Annotated in this window: 17 protein-coding genes; 12 read left to right on the forward strand and 5 right to left on the reverse strand. The window is 53.8% G+C overall.

Features of this window, described 5'->3' with window-relative positions; all coding sequences use genetic code 11:
- The first annotated feature begins 9 nt into the window (after window positions 1–9).
- The 4 genes from topA (at window position 10) to acnA (ending at window position 7804) form a co-directional block, all read left to right on the forward strand.
- Window positions 10–2634 carry a type I DNA topoisomerase gene (gene topA / locus ACTJKZ_RS04315; protein ID WP_161736498.1) on the forward strand — a complete coding sequence of 875 codons (2625 nt, stop codon included), beginning with the start codon at window positions 10–12 and terminating at the stop codon, window positions 2632–2634.
- Between the two features lie 259 nt (window positions 2635–2893).
- Window positions 2894–3868: an HTH-type transcriptional regulator CysB gene (gene cysB / locus ACTJKZ_RS04320; RefSeq protein ID WP_013358012.1), complete on the forward strand. Its 975-nt coding sequence runs from the start codon at window positions 2894–2896 to the stop codon at window positions 3866–3868.
- 496 nt (window positions 3869–4364) lie between these two features.
- Window positions 4365–4523 (forward strand): YmiA family putative membrane protein, encoded by a 159-nt coding sequence (locus tag ACTJKZ_RS04325; RefSeq protein WP_003853864.1) that lies wholly within the window; start codon window positions 4365–4367, stop codon window positions 4521–4523.
- 599 nt (window positions 4524–5122) lie between these two features.
- Entirely contained in the window at window positions 5123–7804 is a 2682-nt protein-coding gene (acnA, locus tag ACTJKZ_RS04330) for an aconitate hydratase AcnA (protein ID WP_222925415.1), read from the forward strand.
- A 31-nt stretch (window positions 7805–7835) separates the two neighbouring features.
- Here the strand turns inward: acnA and ribA are convergent, their stop codons facing one another.
- Window positions 7836–8429 carry a GTP cyclohydrolase II gene (gene ribA / locus ACTJKZ_RS04335; RefSeq protein WP_161736302.1) on the reverse strand — a complete coding sequence of 198 codons (594 nt, stop codon included), beginning with the start codon at window positions 8427–8429 and terminating at the stop codon, window positions 7836–7838.
- Between the two features lie 227 nt (window positions 8430–8656).
- Here ribA and pgpB point away from each other — a divergent pair, with 227 nt between their 5' ends.
- The 5 genes from pgpB to yciH all read left to right on the forward strand — a co-directional run bounded on the left by pgpB (window position 8657) and on the right by yciH (window position 12273).
- Window positions 8657–9415, forward strand: a complete 759-nt coding sequence (gene pgpB, locus ACTJKZ_RS04340) for a phosphatidylglycerophosphatase B (protein ID WP_253418755.1) — start codon at window positions 8657–8659, stop codon at window positions 9413–9415.
- A gap of 134 nt (window positions 9416–9549) precedes the next feature.
- The gene (locus ACTJKZ_RS04345) at window positions 9550–9858 is read left to right on the forward strand and encodes a LapA family protein (RefSeq protein WP_013358009.1); all 309 of its coding nucleotides are present in this window, start codon (window positions 9550–9552) and stop codon (window positions 9856–9858) included.
- Between the two features lie 6 nt (window positions 9859–9864).
- Entirely contained in the window at window positions 9865–11034 is a 1170-nt protein-coding gene (lapB, locus tag ACTJKZ_RS04350; RefSeq protein WP_161736300.1) for a lipopolysaccharide assembly protein LapB, read from the forward strand.
- Window positions 11035–11230: 196 nt separating this feature from the next.
- On the forward strand, window positions 11231–11950 hold the full coding sequence (pyrF, locus tag ACTJKZ_RS04355; protein WP_253418753.1) for an orotidine-5'-phosphate decarboxylase: 720 nt from the start codon (window positions 11231–11233) through the stop codon (window positions 11948–11950).
- A complete protein-coding gene (gene yciH, locus ACTJKZ_RS04360) occupies window positions 11950–12273 on the forward strand; it encodes a stress response translation initiation inhibitor YciH (protein ID WP_440829287.1) in 324 nt (107 codons plus the stop codon). The genes pyrF and yciH overlap by 1 nt, the downstream gene beginning before the upstream one ends.
- Before the next feature lie 79 nt (window positions 12274–12352).
- On the opposite strand, the gene osmB is transcribed toward yciH, so the two are convergent.
- The gene (osmB, locus tag ACTJKZ_RS04365; protein WP_003853848.1) at window positions 12353–12568 is read right to left on the reverse strand and encodes an osmotically-inducible lipoprotein OsmB; all 216 of its coding nucleotides are present in this window, start codon (window positions 12566–12568) and stop codon (window positions 12353–12355) included.
- 348 nt (window positions 12569–12916) lie between these two features.
- On the opposite strand from osmB, the gene araD reads away from it, so the two are divergent.
- The 3 genes from araD (at window position 12917) to ACTJKZ_RS04380 (ending at window position 15818) form a co-directional block, all read left to right on the forward strand.
- Window positions 12917–13615, forward strand: a complete 699-nt coding sequence (araD, locus tag ACTJKZ_RS04370) for an L-ribulose-5-phosphate 4-epimerase (protein WP_222925418.1) — start codon at window positions 12917–12919, stop codon at window positions 13613–13615.
- Between the two features lie 207 nt (window positions 13616–13822).
- A complete protein-coding gene (gene kdgT / locus ACTJKZ_RS04375) occupies window positions 13823–14806 on the forward strand; it encodes a 2-keto-3-deoxygluconate transporter (RefSeq protein ID WP_161736298.1) in 984 nt (327 codons plus the stop codon).
- Between the two features lie 145 nt (window positions 14807–14951).
- Window positions 14952–15818 (forward strand): crotonase/enoyl-CoA hydratase family protein, encoded by an 867-nt coding sequence (locus ACTJKZ_RS04380; protein WP_003853843.1) that lies wholly within the window; start codon window positions 14952–14954, stop codon window positions 15816–15818.
- Between the two features lie 12 nt (window positions 15819–15830).
- Here ACTJKZ_RS04380 and pdeR read toward each other — a convergent pair whose 3' ends face one another.
- The 3 genes from pdeR to ACTJKZ_RS04395 all read right to left on the reverse strand — a co-directional run bounded on the left by pdeR (window position 15831) and on the right by ACTJKZ_RS04395 (window position 20328).
- Window positions 15831–17816 (reverse strand): cyclic di-GMP phosphodiesterase, encoded by a 1986-nt coding sequence (gene pdeR / locus ACTJKZ_RS04385; protein WP_161736297.1) that lies wholly within the window; start codon window positions 17814–17816, stop codon window positions 15831–15833.
- 159 nt (window positions 17817–17975) lie between these two features.
- Entirely contained in the window at window positions 17976–18266 is a 291-nt protein-coding gene (locus ACTJKZ_RS04390) for a YbdD/YjiX family protein (protein ID WP_013358002.1), read from the reverse strand.
- Window positions 18259–20328, reverse strand: coding sequence for a carbon starvation CstA family protein (locus ACTJKZ_RS04395; RefSeq protein ID WP_222925420.1), 2070 nt, complete (start codon window positions 20326–20328; stop codon window positions 18259–18261). The genes ACTJKZ_RS04390 and ACTJKZ_RS04395 overlap by 8 nt, the downstream gene beginning before the upstream one ends.
- Window positions 20329–20424: the final 96 nt, after the last annotated feature.

A 20424-nucleotide genomic window follows, 5' to 3' on the forward strand; every position in this document is an offset into this window, starting at 1 on the left:
AAGGTAAATATGGGTAAAGCACTCGTTATTGTTGAGTCCCCGGCAAAGGCTAAAACAATCAATAAATACCTGGGTAGTGACTACGTGGTTAAATCCAGCGTAGGTCATATCCGGGATCTGCCGACCAGTGGTTCAACCGCGAAGAAGAGTGCTGACGCCTCGACAGATAAGAAAGTCAAAGACGCTTCAACTGACAAGAAAGTCAAAAAAGTTAAAAAAGATGAGAAAGCCGCACTCGTCAGCCGCATGGGTGTAGACCCCTATCACGGCTGGGAAGCGGATTATCAGATTCTGCCCGGCAAAGAGAAAGTGGTTGCTGAACTGAAGGCGTTAGCCGCTAATGCTGACCACATCTATCTCGCAACCGACCTTGACCGTGAAGGGGAAGCCATCGCCTGGCACCTGCGGGAAGTCATCGGTGGCGATGACTCGCGCTTCAGTCGTGTGGTCTTCAACGAAATCACCAAAAATGCGATTCGTCAGGCATTTGAAAAGCCGGGCGAACTGAATATTGACCGGGTAAATGCGCAGCAGGCGCGCCGTTTCATGGATCGCGTGGTGGGCTATATGGTCTCACCGCTGCTGTGGAAAAAAATCGCCCGTGGCCTCTCTGCCGGCCGTGTGCAATCTGTTGCGGTTCGCCTGGTGGTGGAACGTGAACGTGAAATCAAAGCCTTTGTTCCCGAAGAGTACTGGGAAGTTAATGCCGCATTGACCACGCCAAAAGGCGATGAACTGTCGATGGACGTGACGCACAAAGGTGACAAAGCCTTCCGTCCGGTCAATCGCGACGAGACCTATGCCGCGGTAGCGCTGCTGGAAAAAGCGCGTTATGAGATCGTCGACCGTGAAGATAAGCCGACCAGCAGCAAGCCGGGCGCACCTTACATCACCTCGACGCTGCAGCAAGCTGCCAGTACCCGTCTCGGCTTTGGCGTGAAGAAAACGATGATGATGGCTCAGCGCCTGTACGAAGCCGGTCACATCACTTATATGCGTACCGACTCAACCAACCTGAGTCAGGATGCGGTCGCCATGGCGCGTGGCTATATCGAAAGTCATTTCGGTAAAAAGTATCTGCCTGAAACCGCCATTACTTACGCCAGCAAAGAGAACTCCCAGGAAGCGCACGAAGCGATACGTCCTTCTGATGTGGAAGTGGTGGCGGAAAAGCTGAAGGATATGGAAGCGGATGCGCAGAAACTTTATCAGCTGATCTGGCGTCAGTTTGTTGCCTGTCAGATGACACCAGCAAAATATGATTCCAGCACCATTACAGCGGCGGCGGGTGAATTTAAACTCAAAGCGAAAGGCCGTATTCTGCGTTTCGATGGCTGGACCAAAGTCATGCCTGCGCTGCGTAAGAATGATGAAGATCGTACATTGCCAGCCGTCAGCGTGGGTGATGTTCTGGATCTGCAACAGCTTCTTCCGGGTCAGCACTTCACCAAGCCACCGGCGCGCTTCAGCGAAGCGTCACTGGTGCGTGAACTTGAGAAACGCGGCATCGGTCGTCCATCCACTTATGCGGCTATTACCTCGACCATTCAGGATCGTGGCTACGTGCGGGTAGAGAACCGTCGCTTCTATGCGGAAAAAATGGGTGAAATCGTTACCGATCGTCTGGAAGAGAACTTCCGCGAACTGATGAATTATGATTTCACCGCCCGCATGGAGAGCAGCCTCGATCAGGTAGCTAATAACGAGGCGCAATGGAAAGCGGTTCTCGATCACTTCTTCGCCGACTTTACTCAGCAGCTTGAACTGGCAGAGAAAGATCCTGAAGAAGGTGGCATGCAACCGAACCAGATGGTGCTGACCTCGATTGCGTGTCCGACCTGTAGTCGTCAGATGGGAATCCGTACCGCCAGCACCGGCGTTTTTCTGGGCTGCTCCGGCTATGCGCTGCCGCCTAAAGAGCGCTGCAAACAGACCATCAACCTGATTCCGGAAAATGAAGTCCTCAATATTCTGGAAGGCGATGATGCTGAAACTAACGCCCTGCGTGCCCGTCGACGCTGCCATAAGTGTGGCACCGCGATGGACAGCTACCTGATCGACAATGAACGTAAACTACACGTCTGTGGTAATAACCCGGAATGTGACGGTTACGAAATCGAGAAAGGCGAATTCCGCATCAAAGGCTATGACGGCCCGATAGTGGAGTGCGAGAAGTGTGGTTCGGAGATGCACCTGAAGATGGGACGCTTTGGTAAGTACATGGCGTGTACCAACGAAGAGTGCAAAAACACCCGCAAGATTCTGCGCAGTGGTGAAGTCGCACCGCCAAAAGAAGATCCGGTTCCACTGCCAGAACTGGCGTGTGAGAAGTCCGATGCTTACTTCGTGTTGCGTGACGGCGCAGCGGGTGTTTTCCTTGCGGCTAACACCTTCCCGAAATCACGCGAAACGCGTGCACCGCTGGTGGAGGAGCTTCAGCGCTTCAAAGATCGTCTGCCTGAGAAGTTGAAATATCTGGCCGACGCGCCAGCCGCCGATCCGGAAGGCAATAAAACGCTGGTGCGCTTCAGCCGCAAAACCAAACAGCAGTATGTTTCCTCTGAAAAAGAGGGTAAGGCAACCGGCTGGTCCGCCTTCTATATAGATGGAAAGTGGCAGGAAGCGAAAAAGTAATCCACACAGGCCAGCGTTTGCTGGCCTTCTTCTTACTGTTTTTACCCGATTTGACCACTGACACTGACAACGCACCACATTCAGGCCAGCGCTCGCTGGCCTTTTTCTAAGCCTTATATCAATCCGTTCTACTCTGTCACTTAAAATGATATAGTTGTTATAGCATTTCCGACCTTTCCTGATGCATAGCATTTCTTGACCCTTGCGACTATACGTCAAGCGGGGATGCGACTCTGTAACTTACCGGGATGGAATAGATATGAAATTACAGCAGTTGCGCTATATCGTCGAAGTGGTGAACCATAATCTCAATGTCTCTTCGACAGCGGAAGGTCTCTACACCTCTCAACCCGGCATCAGTAAACAGGTGCGTATGCTGGAAGATGAGCTGGGCGTGCAAATTTTTGCCCGCAGCGGTAAACATCTCACTCAGGTGACGCCTGCAGGCGAAGAGATCATCCGTATAGCGCGTGAAGTTCTCTCCAAAGTCGATGCGATCAAATCCGTTGCCGGCGAGCACACCTGGCCGGATAAAGGCTCGCTTTATGTCGCCACCACACATACCCAGGCACGTTACGCGCTGCCAGGCGTCATCAAAGGATTTATCGAGCGCTATCCGCGCGTCTCTTTACATATGCATCAGGGTTCGCCAACCCAGATCGCCGAAGCGGTTTCCAAAGGCAATGCGGACTTTGCTATAGCCACTGAAGCCCTGCATCTCTATGACGATCTCATCATGCTGCCGTGTTACCACTGGAACCGCGCGATTGTCGTCACGGCGGATCATCCGCTGGCCGGAAAAGGGCAGGTGAGCATCGAAGAGCTGGCTGAATATCCGCTGGTGACCTACACCTTTGGCTTTACCGGGCGCTCGGAACTCGATACGGCCTTTAATCGGGCAGGATTAACACCCCGCATCGTCTTCACCGCTACTGATGCCGACGTCATTAAAACCTATGTCCGTTTAGGTCTGGGCGTGGGGGTGATTGCCAGTATGGCGGTGGACCCGGTGGCCGATCCTGATCTGATTCGTATTGAAGCTGCCGATATCTTTACCAACAGTACTACCAAAATTGGCTTCCGCCGCAGCACCTTCCTTCGCAGCTATATGTATGATTTTATCCAGCGTTTTGCACCACACCTGACCCGAGACGTGGTGGATACCGCCGTGGCGCTGCGCTCAAATGAAGACATTGAGGCGATGTTCAAGGACATTAAGCTGCCATTTAAATAGCGTTGATGCTCTCCGCGACAACATAAGGCTGCCTGGTGCAGCCTTTTTTGTTGTCAGGCTTTAGCGCCAAATGAGAATCAAAAGTTTTTATGATTTTTTTGTAAATGAAACATTGATCACATGTTTTCCGGTTGGGCTTTCTTAAATGCGAAATACAACACACTTTTAACTATGTCACTTTGCGACTCGCCAGGATTATTCCCATACTCCAGTTAAGAGCTGATGTGTGGAGCCAGTAAACATAAGGTTCTTTAGATGTATCTTTAGTTTTAAATGGATCTGTTTTTAATTTAACTCAAATTTTTTTGCTGACTGTTTAATTAAATATTCGTTCGGGAGTTAATGATTTCTTACGTTATCGAAGCCTAATGATTAATACCGTTAATCGTTTTACTCAATAAAAATAACTGGATTTTTGGCCTTAACGCGTTTAGGATTCCTCCTAAATCTTAATCGATGTTATCAATCATTTTGTTGAGAGTGATTATCAAAAACTATGAATACACGACTGACTGTACAACCGGGTTTCCCGGCAAAAAGCACCAAGGTTGAGCGTACTGGCAATACCCGTCGCAATGCCTGGTTAACCGTATTCGCTGCCTCTGCGCTGTTCTGGGTAGTTGTAGCGTTAATGATTTGGCGTATCTGGGGCTAAAGCCATGTGGGCACATACACTCAGTCATAAACGTTCTTTGACCACGGGTCAGCACAAGCCAGTATCCTGTAAAGGAAAAGAAGCCCTTGCAAAGGACGAAAAAGTGTCTATCCCCGAGTCATGGGATTTGAGTGATAACCAGCGACTGTTTATAGAGTCGTTTCTGGATCCTGAAAACAAATAACGTTGTAAGACCATCTCTTCGTCATTGCTCTTTTATAACCGGAGTTTCCGGTGGGCTTTAAAATGCCCCTATCCACATCCAGTAAGACCAAAGGGTGTCGCCGATTGACAGGCGACCGCAAAAACTTTTACGCCCGATTCCGGCGAAGGAGTGAACCAAATGAATATTATTAAAATGTCCTGGCTTAGCGCGTATGCTTTCTCCTTTGCGTTCTGGTCTGCGGCGGTGTGGATAACACTGTAATTTGAATTAAATCACCTCTTTCTGATGCCTCGTGTTTTCACGGGGCATTTTCGTTTTCAGGCGATTGTAGCAATTTGTGTTGTAATCAAAACGTTAACGAATTTGTGGTCTATCTTTAACATAAACCTTTGTCTCACTAAGGTTTAAGACCATGAACGAAAAAGGAGGAGCTATGTCGTCTACCCTACGCGAGCAGAGTCAGGAAATACTGCAGGTCGACACCAATAACTATCACATCTTCAGTCTTCCCCGCGCTGCTCAACAACTGGGCAATATTGATAGCCTGCCCAAATCTCTCAAAGTTCTGCTGGAAAACTTACTGCGCTGGCAGGATGGCGACTCTGTCACCACTGAGGACATCCAGGCGCTGGTTGACTGGCAGAAAGATGCCCACGCCGACCGCGAAATCGCCTACCGGCCAGCCCGCGTATTAATGCAGGACTTTACCGGCGTGCCGGCGGTGGTCGACCTGGCGGCCATGCGCGAAGCCGTGAACCGTCTGGGCGGCGATGTAGCCAAAGTGAATCCGCTGTCGCCCGTCGATCTGGTTATCGACCACTCGGTCACTGTGGACCATTTTGGTGATGATGACGCTTTTGAAGAGAATGTCCGGCTGGAGATGGAGCGTAACCATGAGCGCTATGTTTTCCTTCGCTGGGGTCAGAAAGCGTTTGATAAATTCCGCGTCGTGCCGCCAGGAACCGGTATCTGTCATCAGGTGAACCTGGAATATCTCGGCAAGGCGATCTGGCATGAAACCCTTGATGGCGAAGAGTATGCCTGGCCCGATACGCTGGTCGGTACCGATTCTCATACCACCATGATCAACGCGCTTGGCGTGCTGGGATGGGGAGTCGGGGGCATCGAAGCGGAAGCAGCCATGCTGGGTCAGCCTGTCTCCATGCTGATCCCGGATGTCGTAGGTTTCAAACTTACCGGCAAACTGCGCGCAGGCATTACCGCAACTGACCTCGTTCTGACTGTCACTCAGATGCTGCGTAAGCATGGCGTTGTCGGTAAATTCGTTGAGTTTTACGGTGACGGCCTGGCCGACCTGCCGCTGGCAGATCGTGCGACCATTGCCAACATGGCCCCTGAGTATGGCGCAACCTGCGGATTCTTCCCGGTTGATGACGTCACGTTGAGCTACATGACGCTGACCGGACGCGATGCCGATCAGGTAGCTTTAGTGGAAGCGTATGCCAAAGCGCAGGGGCTGTGGCGCAATCCCGGCGATGAGCCGCGCTTCACCAGTACCCTGGCACTGGATATGAACGAGGTGGAGTCGAGCCTGGCAGGACCAAAACGTCCGCAGGATAGGGTGTCGCTGGGCGATGTGCCCGCTGCGTTTGATGCCAGCAACGAGCTGGAAGTGAATCAGGCGCAAAAACCGCATAAAAATGTTGAGTATACTGACAGCGGCACCGGCCTGACTCACACACTGACCGATGGCGCGGTGGTGATCAGTGCGATTACCTCCTGTACCAATACCTCTAACCCAAGCGTGCTGATGGCGGCCGGTTTACTGGCGAAGAAAGCGGTAGAGCGTGGTCTGAAACGTCAGCCGTGGGTTAAAGCCTCGCTGGCACCCGGTTCTAAAGTGGTTTCCGATTATCTGGCCGTCGCGCAGTTGACCTCGTACCTCGACGAGCTGGGCTTTAATCTGGTCGGCTATGGTTGCACCACTTGTATCGGTAACTCCGGCCCGCTGAAAGATGAGATTGAGACTGCGATCAAAGCGGGCGATCTCACAGTTGGTGCCGTTTTATCCGGCAACCGCAACTTTGAAGGTCGTATTCATCCGCTGATTAAAACCAACTGGCTGGCTTCGCCGCCGCTGGTGGTGGCTTACGCGCTGGCGGGTAACATGAAGATCAACCTGCAGACGGAGCCGCTTGGCCACGATCGCCAGGGCCAGCCGGTCTATCTGAAAGATATCTGGCCGTCACCGGAAGAGATCGCCACAGCCGTGCAGCAGGTCACCAGTGATATGTTCCATAAAGAGTACGCCGAAGTCTTCGATGGCACGCCAGAGTGGCAGGCGATCAGGGTCAGTGAAGCGGCAACATACGACTGGGATGAAGGCTCGACATACATCCGTTTGTCGCCGTTCTTTGATGATATGGAGAAAGAGCCTAAGCCGGTGCAGGATATTCGCGGTGCGCGGGTGCTCGCCTTGCTTGGCGATTCTGTCACTACGGACCATATCTCGCCAGCGGGCAGCATTAAAGCGGAAAGTCCCGCCGGACGCTATCTGCTGTCACACGGCGTTGAGCGCAACGATTTTAACTCCTATGGGTCGCGTCGTGGTAACCATGAGGTGATGATGCGCGGCACCTTTGCCAATATCCGTATCCGCAATGAGATGGTGCCAGGCGTAGAAGGTGGCTATACCCGACACTATCCGAGTGGCGAACAGCTGGCCATCTACGATGCAGCGATGAAATATCAGGCTGAAGGGGTGCCGCTGGCGGTCATTGCGGGTAAAGAGTATGGTTCTGGCTCCAGCCGCGACTGGGCCGCTAAAGGGCCGCGTCTGCAGGGGGTGAGGGTGGTCATTGCCGAATCGTTTGAGCGTATTCATCGCTCCAACCTGATTGGGATGGGCATTTTGCCACTGGAGTTTCCGCAGGGCGTGACGCGTAAAAGCCTGGGGCTGACGGGTGAAGAGCGGATTGATGTGGAAAACCTTCAGGCACTGACGCCAGGCTGCAGCGTGAAAGTCACGCTGACCCGTGCTGACGGCAGTAAGGAAGAGCTGGACACCCGCTGTCGCATTGATACCGGCAATGAGCTGACCTATTACCGCAATGATGGCATCCTGCACTACGTTATCCGCAATATGCTGGACTGATAAAAAAGCCGGGGAAACCCGGCTTTTTCATTTATGACTTCGGCAGCAGATGCCCCATCTTTTCCGCTTTCGTATCCAGATAGTGCGCATTCTTCGGATTTCGTCCTGCGACCAGCGGCACACGTTCAACAATGTTGATCCCGGCTTCGCTGAGGATCTCCACTTTGCGCGGATTATTGGTCAGCAGACGCACTTCATTCACGCCCAGCAGTTTAAACATATCTGCGCACAGGGTGAAGTCGCGCTCATCGGCGGCAAAGCCAAGCTGATGGTTCGCTTCTACGGTGTCATAACCTTTATCCTGCAACGCATAGGCGCGGATCTTATTCAGCAGACCAATGTTACGGCCTTCCTGGCGGTGATAGAGCAGCGCGCCGCGACCTTCTTCTGCGATGGCATTGAGCGCGGCTTCCAGCTGAAAACCACAGTCGCAACGCAGGCTGAAGAGTGCATCGCCGGTCAGGCATTCGGAGTGAACGCGCGCCAGTACCGGCTCGTTATCATTAATATCGCCAAAGACCAGTGCAACATGGTCATGTCCGGTTGCCAATTCTTCAAAACCAACCATCAGGAAATCTCCCCATGGCGTGGGCAGTTTGGCTTCTGCCACCCGTTTAAGCTGCATGTGACTCTCCAGAACCTTCAGAGGATGCACTATCATCATGATAGCGCACAGGCCAGTGTGGCCCGACAAACGTGCAATATTGTGCCACAACCCGGAAGCGGGCTGGTAATCTCTGAGACCAATTGCAGTGATAAAGCACAATTATCCAATCGGCAACGGTTATGTTATTCTTTTTTAAGCTAAAGTTATGCAAATGTTGTCATTTGACGCCAGGATAAGGGAAGAAGATGTTTAAGATTTCGCGTCGTACCACCTTCGGAATGCTGCTGCTGCTCATCATGCCGGTTGCCGTCTGGCTTACTGGCTGGCGCTGGCAGCCAGGTGAAAGCAATGCGCTGCTGAAAGGTCTCTTCTGGATGACGGAAACCGTCACCAATCCGTGGGGTATCGTCACCAGCGTGCTGCTGAGCGCCTGGATGCTCTGGTGCCTGCGCTTTCGCCTGAAGCCTGCCATATTGCTGCTGCTGATCATGAACGCCACTATTCTGGCGGGGCAATACACCAAATCTTTTATCAAAGAGCAGATTCAGGAGCCGCGTCCCTATGTGATCTGGCTGGAGCAGCATCACGGGCTGGATGAGAAGACTTTTTACGAGCTGAAACGTAAACAGCGTGGTGAAATGGTGACTTCACTGATTGCCGATGAGACACAGATTCCGGGCTGGCTGAAACGGCACTGGGCGTTTGAAACTGGCTTTGCTTTTCCGTCCGGGCATACCATGTTTGCCGCCAGCTGGGCACTGCTGGCACTGGGTCTGCTCTGGCCGCGTCGGCATTATAAAACCGTGGTGGTCATTTTTCTGTGGGCGACGGGCGTGATGGCAAGCCGTTTGCTGCTGGGCATGCATTGGCCACGCGATCTGGCGATGGCAACCGTGCTTTCCTGGTTGCTGGTCACCGTTGCGACATGGCTGGCACAGCGTTTCTGTGGCCCGCTGACGCTGCCGCCGGATGAGCAAAAAGAGGTGGCACAGCGGGAGCCCTGATTGTAATTCACCCTTAAGACCCCATATTATTAGTCGGGCCTGCGCAAAAGCGACTCGCCCGATGCTGCTGGGAGCAGCATTTTTGCCGGAGTTTTGGCATAATTCTACCCGATAACCTCACAACAGGATGCACTGTGAAATATTTGCTGATTTTTTTAGTGGTACTGGTCATTTTTATTATTTCCGTCACCTTAGGCGCGCATAACGACCAGGTCATTACTTTTAACTATCTGCTGGCGCAGGGTGAGTTCAGCATCTCGACCTTACTGGCATCACTGTTTGGCGCAGGTTTTGTGCTTGGCTGGGTCATCTGTGGGCTGTTCTGGTTGCGGACCCGTGTTTCACTGGCCAATGCCAATCGGAAAATTAAGCGTATGCAGACGCAAATTGAGCAGAGCACCGCCCTGGCGACCACGCCATCTTCTCCGGCTGGCCGGGAATAATCCTCAATGCATGAATTGCTGTTTCTGTTACTGCCGGTTGCGGCTGCCTATGGCTGGTATATGGGCCGCCGCAGCGCGCATCAGGATAAGCAACAGGAAGCCAACCGGCTGTCACGTGAATATGTGGCGGGCGTCAATTTCCTGCTCTCAAATCAGCAGGACAAAGCCGTTGACCTGTTCCTCGATATGCTAAAAGAGGACAGCGGCACGGTAGAGGCACATCTGACGCTGGGTAACCTGTTCCGATCGCGCGGAGAAGTCGACCGCGCTATCCGTATCCATCAGGCATTAATGGAAAGTGCTTCCCTGAGCTACGAGCAGCGTCTGCTAGCCATTCAACAACTCGGTCGCGACTATATGGCAGCGGGCTTATATGACCGCGCAGAAGATATGTTTAAGCAGCTCACCGATGAAACGGATTTTCGCATCGGCGCGCTGCAGCAGCTGTTGCTGATTCACCAGGCCACCAGTGACTGGCTACAGGCCATCGAGGTTGCAGAACGTCTGGTTAAGCTCGGCAAAGAGAAGCAGAAGGGCGAAATCGCCCACTTCTACTGCGAACTGGCGTTACAGGCGATGAGCAGCGACGATCTGGATCGTGCCATGGGCCTGCTGAAGAAAGGGGAGGCAGCCGATCGCAACAGTGCACGCATCTCTATCATGATGGGCCGTATTCTGATGGAAAAAGAAGATTTCGCCAGAGCGGTGGGTCATCTGCAGCGCGTGCTGGATCAGGATAAAGAGCTGGTGAGTGAAACGCTGAGCATGCTGGAAACCTGTTTCCAGCGGCTCAATCAGCCTGACGCCTGGGCAGACTTTCTGCAGCGCTGTGTGGAACAGAACACCGGCGCGGCAGCGGAACTTTATCTTTCTGACATCCTTGAGCAGCAGCAGGGCGCTGAAGCGGCACAAAACTATATCAGTCGTCAGCTTGAGCGCCATCCGACGATGCGTGTTTTCCATCGCCTGATGGATTTAAATCTGCGTGAAGCAGAAGATGGCCGGGCCAAAGAGAGTCTGATGGTGCTGCGCGACATGGTGGGTGAACAGATCCGCACCAAGCCGCGCTATCGCTGTCAGAAGTGTGGTTTTACCGCGCACGCACTTTACTGGCACTGCCCATCCTGCCGGACGTGGTCTTCAGTGAAGCCGATTCGTGGTCTCGACGGCCAGTAAAGTGGCCGTTATGACCGATTTAATTGCACCCATAATAGTTACAACATACTATATAAATACTCATCAACCAACTTTAGCAGTCGTGCACTTATTGCCAGGCAGAATGGCAATGGCGATTGTGATGGCCAGACACCGCGGGTAGAATGCTTGCCGTTTGTCAATCGCGCCTGCGGGTGCTTACTGCAGAGGAAATGCCATGCCTTCACCCCACAACGTGACCGCTTCGCCGATTCTGGTAGCGCTGGATTATCATGACCTCGACAGCGCATTGCGTTTCGTCGACCAGATCGATCCCCGCAGTTGCCGCCTGAAAGTGGGCAAAGAGATGTTTACGCTGTTTGGTCCCTCGCTGGTTAACACTCTGCAGCAGCGTGGTTTTGAGCTGTTCCTCGATCTTAAATTTCACGATATTCCCAATACCACCGCGCATGCCGTAGCTGCCGCTGCCGATCTTGGCGTCTGGATGGTCAACGTTCATGCCAGCGGCGGGGCGCGGATGATGAACGCGGCGCGTGAGGCGCTGCTTCCCTTTGGTAAAGATGCGCCGCTGTTGATTGCGGTGACCGTACTGACCAGCATGGATGCAGACGATCTCAGAGAGCTGGGCATTACGCTTTCCCCTGCCGAACAGGCAGAGCGACTGGCAAAACTGACCCAGTCGTGCGGACTGGATGGGGTGGTCTGTTCCGCACATGAAGCGGTCCGCTTCAAACAGGTGATGGGTAGGGAGTTTGCGCTGGTCACGCCGGGGATTCGTCCGGCAGGCAGCGATGCCGGCGATCAGCGTCGTATCATGACACCGCAGCAGGCGAAGCAGGCGGACGTAGACTACATGGTTATCGGGCGTCCTATTACGCAATCCGCCGACCCCGCCGCCGCCCTGCAGGCGATTCTGGCCAGTCTGGAGACACAATAATGGCGAATGACAATCCACTGGTTTATTCAACCGACAGCGGGCGCATCACGCAGCCGGAGCCAAAAGCAGAGCGGCCAAAAGGGGATGGTGTTGTGCGGATCCAGCGTCAGACCAGCGGACGCAAGGGCAAAGGCGTCTGCCTGATCACCGGCATCTACCTGGATGATGCGGCTCTGACGCTGCTGGCGGCAGAACTGAAAAAGAAATGTGGCTGTGGCGGTTCGGTAAAAGAGGGCGTTATTGAAATTCAGGGCGATAAACGCGACTTGCTGAAAACCCTGCTGGAAGCCAAAGGGATGAAGGTCAAACTGGCGGGCGGATGAATAAAAAAATCGGGCTACCAGAGTAGCCCGATTGTCATGCAGATGCTTAGCGTAGCCGATTATTCTTTTAATAAGGTCCTTAGTGGACCTGATGACCAATAATACCACCGACAGCGGCGCCGCCGACTGTGCCGAGTGCGCTACCATTGGTCAATACTGAACCCCCAATCGCACCCGCGCCCGCACCAATGGCGGTATTGCGGTCACGCTTAGACCAGTTAGAACAGCCGCTCAGTGCAACAGCTAACGTGGTCGCCAGTACAACGGCAGTGATTCGTTTCATTGTTGTTGTCATACACTTCTCCTTTGATGTGCTCACAGAGGCAACACTCTTAGTATAGCTCCGATATTTCCTCAGCCCGCTTGTGTCGCATCATTGCCGCGTCCGTGACGGCATCGAAATGTGATCACCATGGACAAACCGTTTGTAGCGGGTGAGGCACAATGCCGGACCGGACAGGTCCAGGCATTGCCTGAGAAGATTCTAAGCATTCTGGATAAATTCCGAAGATAGAAAATTCTGAAATCACGACACATTTTTGCATTCACAGCCATTCCTTCTGCGTTTATAGCCATTTGCTCCATAACCCTTTGGCGTCTGACTCCGCAAAATTCAGGGACGATTGTCAGCAGGAGAAAAGGCATGCTGGAACACCTTAAACAACAGGTTCTGGAAGCGAATCTGGATCTACCTAAATACAACCTGGTGACCTTCACCTGGGGCAATGTCAGCGCGGTTGATCGTGAACAGGGTTTGCTGGTGATTAAACCGTCTGGCGTAAGCTATGACGTGATGAAGCGCGACGACATGGTGGTCGTCGATCTGGCGAGTGGCGAGGTAGTGGAAGGGGATAAACGCCCTTCATCGGACACGGCGACACACCGTGCGCTCTATCTCGCCTGGCCAGAAGTCGGTGGTATTGTCCATACACATTCGCGGCATGCGACCATCTGGGCGCAGGCTGGACGACCGATTCCTGCCTGGGGAACCACCCACGCTGACGATTTCTATGGCGAGATCCCCTGTACCCGCGCAATGCGCAACGAAGAGATTCAGCACGAGTACGAGTGGAATACGGGGGAAGTGATTATCGAAACCTATGCGCAGCGCGGATTGTCACCTTCGGCAATTCCTGGGGTGCTGGTCAACTCGCACGGCCCGTTTGCCTGGGGCAAAGACGCCCATGCGGCCGTGCATAGCGCGGTAGTGCTGGAGGAGGTGGCCTATATGGGCCTGTTCAGCCGGCAGTTGACACCAGACCTGCCGCCGATTAACCAGACGCTGCTTGACCTGCACTATCTGCGAAAGCATGGCGAGAATGCCTGGTACGGGCAAAAATAACAGGCGGGACGCAATAGCGTCCCGCTTTTTATTAGTCTCTTTTGAGACTGGTATGGCGATCCCCGTCATAATTAACAAAACAACTTATCATTAAAAATAAAACAGCGTTTCATTTTATCGAGTCGATCACTGTTTTGATTACCTCAAGTCACTACTTTGCCTGCATCGCCTTCGGGCACCCTCTGGCATAGCAAAGGTGACATGTATATGCACATCAAACGGGCAATAGATAAAATTCCGGGCGGCATGATGCTCATTCCGCTGTTTATCGGCGCACTCTGCCATACGTTCTCACCTGGGGCCGGGAAATATTTCGGTTCTTTCACCAACGGTCTGATGACCGGCACCGTGCCCATTCTGGCCGTCTGGTTCTTCTGCATGGGGGCGTCGATAAAACTCAGCGCCACCGGAACGGTACTACGCAAATCCGGCACGCTGGTGCTCACCAAAATTGCCGTGGCATGGGTGGTGGCCGCAATCGCCTCACGAGTGATGCCGGAAAATGGCGTAGAAGTGGGGATGTTTGCCGGCTTATCGACGCTGGCGCTGGTCGCCGCGATGGATATGACCAATGGCGGTCTTTATGCCTCTATCATGCAACAGTACGGTTCTAAAGAGGAAGCCGGTGCCTTTGTGCTGATGTCGCTGGAGTCCGGGCCATTAATGACCATGGTGATTCTGGGCACCGCCGGTATCGCGTCATTCGAGCCGCACGTGTTTGTCGGCGCGGTCCTGCCGTTTGTGGTGGGGTTTGCATTAGGGAATCTTGATCCGGAGTTGCGCGACTTCTTCGGAAAAGCGGTACATACGCTGATTCCCTTCTTCGCTTTTGCACTGGGCAACACCATTAACCTGGGTGTCATTGCGGAAACCGGCCTGCTGGGCATCATGTTGGGCGTGGCAGTTATCATCATCACCGGCATCCCGCTTATTCTGGCCGATCGGCTGATTGGTGGGGGGGATGGCACGGCGGGCGTGGCCGCATCCAGTACGGCAGGCGCGGCGGTGGCTACACCGGTGCTGATTGCCGAAATGCTGCCGCAGTTTAAACCGGTTGCCCCGGCGGCCACGGCGCTGGTGGCCACTTCCGTGATTGTGACCTCTGTGCTGGTGCCCATCATCACCGCCATCTATTCAAAACGTCTTAAGCGTCTTCATGTTGCCGTCGGACAGCGTGCCGCTATTAAGTAACCCGCCTAATCAATCCCCGACGCGCCAGTCGGGGATCACTCTGGATTTTATGTTGTAAATCAATCTCTCATTTGGTCTGGCCTCACTCTGCATTACGCTGATGTGGCGTATTTAACGCATCAAAATATAAACAGAGGATGAGACAATGACAGTTATTAACCAAGCAACGTGCAGATTATTTACCGAAGTCGGCAATACCACGCAGTTAGTCGCCTATTACGAAGAAGGGCGTCGTACCATGTGGATGATGCTGCGTGCTCAGCCCCGTCCGAGCTTCAACCACGAACTGATTGAGGAGATCATGAATCTGAGCTATGCCGCTCAGCGCTCCGGTCTGCCAATTGATTTCTGGGTCACCGGCTCACTGGTGCCGCAGATGTTTAACGCCGGGGGCGATCTGCGTTTCTTCGTCGAGTGCATTCGCAATAACCGCCGTGAGGCGCTGCGAGCCTATGCCCGTGCCTGTGTGGATTGTATCCATTCGGCCGCACGCGGTTTCGATACCGGCGCGGTGACGCTGGCGATGATTGAAGGCAGTGCGCTGGGCGGCGGATTTGAAGCGGCGCTGGCGCATCACTTCATTCTGGCGCAGAACAACGCACGGATGGGCTTCCCGGAAATTGCCTTTAACCTGTTTCCTGGCATGGGCGGCTATTCGCTGGTGGCGCGTCGTTCCGGCATGAAACTGGCTGAGGAGTTAATCTGTGAAGGGGAGTCCCATAGCGCGGAGTGGTATGAGACGCGCGGACTGGTGGATAAAGTCTTCCAGCCTGGCGACAGCTATCGTGCCACACGCACCTTTATCGATACGTTACGGCCTAAGCTCAATGGCGTACGGGCAATGCTGAAAGCGCGCCAGCGCGTGCTGCAACTGTCACGCGCTGAGCTGATGGATATCACTGAGGATTGGGTTGATTATGCCTTTACTATCGAACCCAAAGACATTGCTTACATGGAACGCCTGGTACAGTTACAAAACCGCCACAGCGCATCACTGCGTAAAGCGGGTTAATCTTAACCAGCGTTAAACGCGGGCAGGATGCTTAGCCAGCCAATGCCCAAATTGTTCCGCGGGCATTGGTTTTGCGTAATAGTAACCCTGACGCCCATCGACACCACTTTTGAGGACAAACTTCTCTTCATCCGGGTTCTCAATACCCTCAGCGATTACCTGCAAATCGAGCGCCTTGGCAACGGCGACAATAGCGCGCACCAGCGACTGTGAAACCGGCTGCTTGTTAATGTCGCGGATAAAGCTCTGGTCGAGTTTGATGGCATTGATTGGCACGCGTGCCAGCTGAGAAAGCGAGGAGTAACCGGTGCCAAAGTCATCCAGGTGCACCTGTGCGCCCAGTTCCTGAAACTGCTTCATCAGCTTCAGCGCTTCAGTTTCATTCTCAATCAGGCAGCTTTCGGTCAGCTCAATATCGATGGGGCAGTCGGTGACATGAGCTTCGTGCAGCGCCTGTTTCAGGTCAGTGTAGATGCTCTGATCAATCAGCTGACGGGCCGAAACGTTGACGGCGACGCGCAGAAAAATGCCCTGCTCACGCCAGGCGATAATCTGCTTCAGCACGTTGAGCATGACCCAGCGTCCCAGCGGCACAATCAGCCCTGACTCTTCAGCATAGGGAATAAAGTCAGCAGGCGAGACCAGACCACGCTCAGGTGAGTTCCAGCGCACCAGTGCTTCGGCGCTGCGGACCTGGCCATCACTGTCGATTTTTGGCTGGTAGTGCACCAGCAGATGATCCAGTTCCAGCGCCTTGCGCAGGTTAGTATCCAGCCACAGATACTCAAAGACCCGCTGGTTCATCTCAGCCGCAAACACGCAGAACTTGCCGCGCCCATTCTCTTTGGCGTGATACATCGCGGTGTCCGCGTTGCGAATCAGGCTCTCGCGATCGTCGCCATGCAGCGGCGCGAAAGCGATGCCAATAGAACAACCGCTGTAAACTTCGATTAGCCCGATACGGAACGGCTGACGCAGCCGCTCAAGAATGCGGGAAGACATCGCTTCCAGTGCCGCCTGGCTGGTGTGCTCAGCCAGCACCACAAATTCGTCGCCACCCAGACGGCCCAGAGTCTGGTCTTTACCCAGACAGCTGAGGATGGCCAGTGATACTGCCTGCAGTAACTGATCGCCGAACATATGACCGTAGGCGTCGTTCACTTTCTTAAAATTATCGAGATCGAGATAGACCACGCCGGTCTCATCACCTTCAGAACGCTCCAGCGCCAGGCTAATCTGTTGATGAATGGCGTTGCGATTGGGTAAACCGGTCACCGTATCGGTGTTTGCCAGTACCCGCAGACGTTCCTGGGCGCGTCGTTCCTCAGTGATGTCTGTGCCAGAACAGATGAGGAAAATTTCATTTTTTCCACTGCCGCTGTGAACAAACTTATTACGAAACAGAAACAGTCGCTGACCTTTTTTGGTTTTAACCCAACGCTCAACCTCATAAGAGTTGCCGTCGCGGAAGAAGCCCGCAATGTTGCGTCGTGACTGTGAGGCTTCCTGTTTGGTCATAAAAAGCTGAAAGACGTTACGGCCAATAACCTCGTGCTCATTCAGGCCGGTATATTCTTCACTCAGGCGGTTAAAACGCTGAATATTGCCGCGCTGATCGAGGATGACAATCACCGAATTAGCTTCAGAAACCACCTGTTCAGCGAATGAAAGCCCGAGAGTTAAATCGCGGGCAACCGCAGACGTATCACCCCAGGCAGAGGCGGTGCCAGCCCATGAAGCCTGATTCACTTTACGTCCGACAAAATGCATCGGCACGTCAATGCCCTGTAGGGTCATAGTCAGATTGATGCTTGAGGTGATGACCGGCATCGCGCGGATCATGGCGGCCTGACCGGGGGTCAGCGGCAGGGCAATATTGGTTTGTGATGACTCATCTTCGGCAAAATGCAACGCATCGCTGTCCGCGGTCAGACGCCAATGAGGGCTGGTTGTACCAAAAAGAGTGTACAACAACGTTTGCCCGTGTTCATCGGTCATGGAAACTTCCTCCGGGAAGTGCTATGCAGGCGTTATCTCATTATTTTAGCAACAGTATTCATCATCTGACGCCAGCACAAGATGCAAACCAAATATATTTTCCCATCCAGATAAGAATGGCACAAAAAAGCCCCGACGACGCGGGGCTGTAGCGTGCGGTCAGCAGGGACATTTACCCAATTTACCCGCCTGGCTGGGGAAGCGGGCATCCAGGCAGTAGCGGTGGAAATCACGCTCATTCATCGGCGGCTGGTCGGGATGATGCAGACGCATATGCTGCAGATATTTTTGATAATCCTGGACCCCGACCATTAAGCGGAAGCACTGTTGCAGACCGCGCCAGAATCCCCGCCAGCTGAGTGCCTGCGGCATCGGCGAAGCCGTCAGGTGGCAGCGAATAATCTGCCACTCACCCTGTGGACGATGGCCCTGATGAATGGCATCAGACATGACGTACCACCTTATTACGCAGCGCCGCAGGCGTCTCGCTGGTGGTCGGCACCGCACTGTTCAGCGCACGACGAATCACAAAGAACGCGGCGACCAGCATCGTGACCGCCACCAGCATAAAGAAAGCGCACAGCGCCGCATTGATCTGATTGCTGAACACAATGGTCTGCATATCCGCCACGCTTTTTGCTGGCGCAATGATCACCCCTTCATCCAGCCCTTTGCGGAACTTACTCGCCTGGGCCAGGAAGCCAATGGAGGGTTTTTCATGGAAAATTTTCTGCCAGCCCGCGGTCATCGAAGTGATAAACAGCCAGACGGTGGGCAGAATAGTCACCCAGGCGTAGCGCTGCTTTTTCATTTTAAACAGCACCACGGTGCCGAGAATCAATGCCATCGACGCCAGCATCTGGTTGCCGATGCCGAACAGTGGCCACAGGGTGTTAATGCCGCCCAGTGGATCGACCACGCCCTGATAGACAAAGAAGCCCCAGCCCGCGACTGCGACGGTGGTACCCGCCATATTCCCCAGCCAGGATCGATTGTTCGCCAGAGAAGGCACCACGGTTCCCACCAGATCCTGCACCATAAAACGGCAGGCGCGGGTACCCGCATCCACGGCGGTCAGGATGAACAGCGCTTCGAACAGAATGGCAAAGTGATACCAGAAGGCCATCATCGCCCGGCTGTTAAAGATCTCGGTAATGATGTGGGCCATGCCGACCGCGAAAGTAGGCGCGCCGCCTGCGCGGGAGAGAATCGAGCCTTCACCCACGTCCCGCGCAATCCCGCTCAGCATTTCAGGCGTCACGACAAAGCCCCAGCCATTGATCACCTGTGAAGCGCTTTCAACGGTGGTGCCAATCAGTGCAGCGGGTGAGTTCATGGCAAAGTAGACGCCCGGATCCAGCACCGAGGCACAAATCAGCGCCATGATCGCCACAAATGACTCCATCAGCATCGCACCATAGCCAATAAAGCGGATATGACTTTCCCGCTCTACCAGCTTCGGCGTTGTGCCGCTGGAGACCAGTGCATGGAAGCCGGAGATCGCACCGCAGGCAATGGTAATAAACAGGAACGGGAACATCGCACCGGAGAAGACCGGGCCGGTGCCGTCGATAAATTTGGTCACCGCTGGCATTTTCATCTCAGGCATGGCAAAAACGATGCCCACTGCCAGCCCGACAATCACGCCGATTTTAAGAAAGGTCGAAAGGTAGTCGCGGGGTGCCAGCAGCAGCCAGACCGGCAGCACAGAAGCAATAAAGCCGTAAATCACCAGTACCCAGGTCAGTGAGGTGCCTTTCAGGGTAAAGAAGGGCCCCCAGTAAGGATGCTGTGCGACGTCGCCGCCATAAATAATCGCCGCCATCATCAGCACAAAGCCAATCAGTGATACTTCGGCGATTTTACCGGGCCGGATAAAGCGCATGTAGACGCCCATAAACAGCGCAATGGGAATGGTGGCTGCAATGGTAAACAGGCCCCATGGGCTGTTCGCCAGCGCCTTCACGACAACCAGCGCCAGCGCCGACAGGATAATGATCATCACACCCAGCGCGCCGAGCATCGTCACCACGCCGGCAAACGCACCCAGCTCCTGCCGCGCCATCTCGCCCAGCGAGCGGCCATCACGGCGGGTTGAGATAAACAGGATCAGGAAATCCTGAACCGCGCCCGCCAGCATGACTCCAACCAGAATCCAGATGGTTCCCGGCAGAAAGCCCATCTGCGCCGCCAGAATCGGGCCGACCAGCGGACCGGCACCGGCAATAGCCGCAAAGTGATGACCAAACAGCACCCATTTATTGGTCGGGACATAATCGAGTCCGTCGCTCAGCCGCTCGGCGGGGGTCATCCGGCGATCGTCCAGTTCGAAGATATTGCGGGCGATAAACAGGCTGTAGAAGCGATAAGCGATGCTGTAACAGGCGACAGCGGCTATCACCAGCCAGACTGCGTTGACGTGTTCGCCGCGGCTGAGGGCCAGCATGGCGAAAGCGCCCGCGCCGATTAACGCCACTACTAACCAGATCACACTGGTTTTGACGTTTTTCATGACTAACTCCTTGTAGGGACCGAGAGGAAAGCGATCGAAAACAACGAGTTAAACTTAATGTAATGGAATGTAAGTGAAAGTTAATCAGTGGAGAAG

The organism is Pantoea sp. 22096 (assembly GCF_052045955.1).
GTDB lineage: Bacteria > Pseudomonadota > Gammaproteobacteria > Enterobacterales > Enterobacteriaceae > Pantoea > Pantoea alfalfae.